Below are 4,292 nucleotides of genomic sequence, written 5' to 3' on the forward strand. Positions count from 1 at the left end.
GCAGGTTGTTCGTCAAACTACGTTATGACCACGAAGAGCGGTCAAACTATCGTTACCCACGGCAAGCCGCAGCTGGATAAAGAAACGGGGATGACCAGCTATATCGATGAGTCAGGTAATAAGCGGGAAATTAACAGCAGCGATGTGTCGCAGCTGGTTGAAGATAATTAAGTTCTGACCTCCCGGTTTGCCCGCGATGGACAAACCGGGAGTCCTGCCAGTTACTTCCTCAGCGTCGGCGCCGTGCTGTGAATCTCATGCACGCGTTTACGCACACCAAACCAGCCAGCCACCAGCAATACCGCCAGCAGCGGAATTGATCCTATGGTGTAGGTACCGTTCGGATAATCGAAGGCCATCAGCACCAGCACGCTGAACAGGAACAGCAGCGTCAGCCAGGAGGTGAACGGCGCCCCCGGCATTCTGAAGCTGACCTTTGCCGCTTTCCCTTCCTTGATCGCTTTGCGCAGACGCATCTGACACACCACGATAAAGCCCCAGGAGGCAATGATCCCCAGCGAGGCGACGTTGAGTACGATCTCAAATACCTGAGATGGCACCAGATAGTTGAGGAAAACCCCGACTACATATACCCCCAGCGTCGCCAGGATCCCGGCGTAAGGGACGTGATGACGGCTCATCTTCGACATAAACTTCGGCGCGGAGCCTCCCATCGACATCGAGCGCAGAATACGCCCGGTACTGTAGAGACCCGAGTTAAGGCTGGAGAGGGCCGCGGTTAACACCACGATGTTCATCACGCTGCCGATATATGGCACGCCCAGCTTTGAGAAGAAGGTAACGAACGGGCTCTGTCCGGCCTGGTAGGCGTTCCACGGCAGAAGCAGCACCAGCAACACCACCGAACCGACATAGAACAGACCGATACGCCAGATCACGCTGTTGATGGCCTTCGGCACCATTGTCTCCGGATCCTTACACTCTCCGGCCGCGGTCCCCACCAGCTCGATGGAGGCGAAGGCGAAGACCACCCCCTGCACCAGCACCAGCGCCGGCAGGAGGCCGTGCGGGAAGAAGCCGCCGTTATCGGTGATCAGATGGAAGCCGGTGGCATTGCCGTCCAGCGGCTTACCGGAGCCGAGGAAAATGGTGCCGACCACGAGAAAGGCGACGATCGCCAGCACCTTAACCAGCGCGAACCAGAACTCCATTTCGGCGAACCACTTCACGCCGATCATATTCATGGTGCCGACGATAGCCAGCGCGCCGAGGGCGAAGACCCACTGCGGCACATCGCCAAACGCGCCCCAGTAGTGCATATACAGCGCCACGGCGGTGATATCGACAATCCCGGTCATCGCCCAGTTAACGAAGTACATCCAGCCGGCCACGTAAGCGGCTTTTTCACCGAGGAACTCCCTGGCATAAGAGACGAAGCTGCCGCTCGAGGGGCGGTGGAGGACCAGTTCGCCGAGGGCGCGAAGAATAAAGAAGGAGAAGATGCCGCAGACCAGATAGACCAGGGCGAGCGCTGGCCCTGCCATTTGTAAACGTGCCCCGGCGCCGAGGAACAAACCGGTACCGATGGCGCCGCCGATGGCGATCATCTGTACCTGACGGTTGCCCATCGCTTTGTGATAACCCGCTTCATGTGAGTTAAGCCAGTGGCGTTTTGCAGCATGATGCTCCGCTGCATTTTCGTGTTTCGTATTCATTGATGTATCAGTTTCCTGTCAATGCCCATGTTTGCAGCCGGAATGGAGGACGGCTGGCACATTATGCTGGCTTTCTCATCATTCTGACGTAGGAGATAAGCTCAGACATGGCGCTGAATCCTACACGTAACCTAATAGTTACGCACCTAAAACATTTACCGAGAGTATTTGACAGATTTATCAATGAGATCAGCGTCGCAGAGTTTCCAGTAACAGCGTGAAAGCGCTGGTATGCTGGCGCCGGCTGGGGTAATAGAGATGGTAGCCGGGGAAGGCGGGGGTCCACTCCGCCAGCACCCGCACCAGCCGGCCGCTGGCTAAGGCCTCCGCCACGCAGTCATCCGGAACGTAGGCCAGCCCGAGGCCCGCCTCCGCCGCGTCGATGCGCTGTGGCAGGCTGTTGAGGATCAGCTGTCCCTCCACCCGCACCTGAATCTCCCGGTCATCGCGGGCAAATTCCCAGGCGTAAAGTCCCCCTCGTGTCGGCAGGCGCAGATTGATGCAGCGATGTTGGGCAAGATCCCAGGGCGTTTGCGGCGTACCGGCCCGCTGCAGATAGGCCGGCGAACCCACCACCGCCATCCGCATATCCGGGGCGATGCGCACGGCAATCATGTCTTTTGCCACCTGTTCGCCGAGACGCACCCCGGCGTCGAAGCGGTCACCCACGATATCCGTGAGCCCATTATCAACAGTGATTTCGATGTTAATATCAGGATATTGCAGCATAAATGGCTTTAGCGCCGGCCAGAGTACCGCGCTGGCGGCATGCTCCCCGGCGGTAATGCGCAGGTTGCCCGCCGGGCGTTCTCGGGTGTCGCGCAATGCAGCCAGGGCCTGCTCGATCTCTTCCAGATGCGGACCGAGGCGCTGAATCAGTCGCTCGCCCGCTTCGGTCGGCACCACGCTGCGGGTGGTGCGGGTCAACAGCCGGACATCGAGCCGCGTTTCGAGATGGCGCATGGCATGGCTGAGCGCCGACTGCGACACGCCAAGCTGGGCCGCCGCGCGGGTAAAGCTGCGTTCACGCGCCACCACCATAAAGGAGAGCAGATCGTTTACGTTCTCTTTTAGCATAATCTTTCCGGATTGATGAATACTGCTCACAGGTACGCAGAGTGTATGCCCGGCCTGAGGATTGTGCCAGCCTGATGGCCGGACGCAGTGGAGCAGAATGGTTATGGCGGATGATTTATTCCTCTATGCAGGGCAGGTATTGTAGTAGGCCCAAAAAACGCCAGCGCCAGGTGAACCGACATTCGCTGGCGTGGCATGACTGGGGGATGGCAGCCCGAAAGATGATCAAAGAGTATCGCCAGGCAGAGTCTGGTAACCGGGGAGAAACAAAGATGAATATCAACGTGGTCGGCACCAGCGGCTCAGGCAAATCCACTTTGGCCCGGCGCCTGGCGCACCGGCTGGAATTACCCTGGATCGAGCTCGATCGCCTGTACTGGCGGCCGAACTGGCAGGGCGCGCCGGATGAGGCATTTTTCGCCGCCATTGCCGCCGCGACGGCCACGCCGGGTTGGGTGCTGGATGGCAATTACAATCGCAGCCGCAGCGTTAAATGGCGTGCGGTGGATTTGGTGATCTGGGTAGATTATGGTTTCTGGCGCACGCTGCGCCAGGCGGTATGGCGGGCGGCGAGCCGGGCGTGGCGACATCAGGAGCTGTGGCCGGGCACGGGCAACTGCGAGAGCTTTCGCCGTTCGTTCTGCAGCCGGGAATCCATCATCCTCTGGACGCTGAAAACCTGGCGGCAGCATCGCCGACGCTATCTGGCCGATATGCAGGATCCGCAATATCGTCATATTCGCTTCGTCCGGGTGCGCAATCCGCGGCAGGCCGAGGCGCTGCTCCGCGAGCTGGAAGCGCAGCGTTCAGCCGGGCATATCTAATTTTCAGCAGTACACATGTGAATTAATTGTTTCTCAATAGTTAGCAGAGATTTTAATAATGCAGGCACGTACTTTCATATGAGCCTGCGAAATGTCTTATCGAATCAGTATTCTGGATAAAAGTCCGCTTGCCGCCGGGGAAACCGCCGCGCAGGCGCTGGCGCGTACATTAACGCTGGCGCAACACGCCGAAGCCTGGGGCTACCACCGCTTCTGGGTCGCTGAACACCACAATACCGATCAGCTGGCGAGCCCCTCGCCGGAGCTGGTTATCGCCTGGCTGCTGGGCCACACCCGGCGGATCCGTCTTGGGTCCGGCGGCGTCATGCTCCAGCACTATAGCCCCTATAAGGTCGCGGAAAACTTTAACCTGCTGGCCGCCCTCGCGCCGGGCCGCATCGATCTCGGGGTCGGCAAGGCGCCTGGCGGCCTGCCGCTCTCCACCCGCGCCCTGCAGCAGGGCCTGCATCAAGAGGAGAAAGGGACCTTTGCCGATCAGCTGGCGCAGCTGGATAACTGGCTGTCGCTGACTGAGCCCGGGGGAGAGGAGAGCCTACGCGCCACGCCGATCCCGCCGCGCCGGGCAGACGGTTTTCTCCTCGGCGCCAGCCTGGAGAGTGCTGAACTGGCCGCCCGCCTTGACTGGAACTTTGTCTTTGCCGCCCATCTCAATGGCGACAGCGCGCTGCGCCGTGCCGTGTTCAACCGCTGGCGC

Annotated in this window: 5 protein-coding genes; 3 read left to right on the top strand and 2 right to left on the bottom strand. The window is 59.7% G+C overall.

Going from position 1 to position 4,292, the window contains the following annotated elements:
• Window positions 1-171 (top strand): YgdI/YgdR family lipoprotein (locus HMPREF1024_RS21375; protein ID WP_009307752.1); only part of this gene is annotated, 171 nt, incomplete at its 5' end.
• A gap of 50 nt (window positions 172-221) precedes the next feature.
• Here HMPREF1024_RS21375 and ansP read toward each other — a convergent pair.
• Window positions 222-1,676, bottom strand: coding sequence for an L-asparagine permease (ansP, locus tag HMPREF1024_RS21370; protein WP_002906778.1), 1,455 nt, complete (start codon window positions 1,674-1,676; stop codon window positions 222-224).
• 189 nt (window positions 1,677-1,865) lie between these two features.
• Window positions 1,866-2,753 (bottom strand): LysR family transcriptional regulator, encoded by an 888-nt coding sequence (locus HMPREF1024_RS21365; protein WP_009307754.1) that lies wholly within the window; start codon window positions 2,751-2,753, stop codon window positions 1,866-1,868.
• Window positions 2,754-3,025: 272 nt separating this feature from the next.
• On the opposite strand from HMPREF1024_RS21365, the gene HMPREF1024_RS21360 reads away from it, so the two are divergent.
• Both HMPREF1024_RS21360 and HMPREF1024_RS21355 read left to right on the top strand, forming a co-directional pair.
• The gene (locus HMPREF1024_RS21360) at window positions 3,026-3,577 is read left to right on the top strand and encodes an adenylate kinase (RefSeq protein ID WP_004180132.1); all 552 of its coding nucleotides are present in this window, start codon (window positions 3,026-3,028) and stop codon (window positions 3,575-3,577) included.
• A gap of 91 nt (window positions 3,578-3,668) precedes the next feature.
• On the top strand, window positions 3,669-4,292 hold a 624-nt coding region (locus tag HMPREF1024_RS21355; protein WP_009307755.1), incomplete at its 3' end, for an MsnO8 family LLM class oxidoreductase.

This window comes from Klebsiella sp. 4_1_44FAA (assembly GCF_000238715.1).
GTDB lineage: Bacteria > Pseudomonadota > Gammaproteobacteria > Enterobacterales > Enterobacteriaceae > Klebsiella > Klebsiella pneumoniae.

What these genes read in the sequence shown, in the direction of transcription:
- ansP (WP_002906778.1), bottom strand. Translation starts at nt 1,676, where the DNA reads ATGAATACGAAACACGAAAATGCAGCGGAGCATCATGCTGCAAAACGC.
- HMPREF1024_RS21365 (WP_009307754.1), bottom strand. Translation starts at nt 2,753, where the DNA reads ATGCTAAAAGAGAACGTAAACGATCTGCTCTCCTTTATGGTGGTGGCG.
- HMPREF1024_RS21360 (WP_004180132.1), top strand. Translation starts at nt 3,026, where the DNA reads ATGAATATCAACGTGGTCGGCACCAGCGGCTCAGGCAAATCCACTTTG.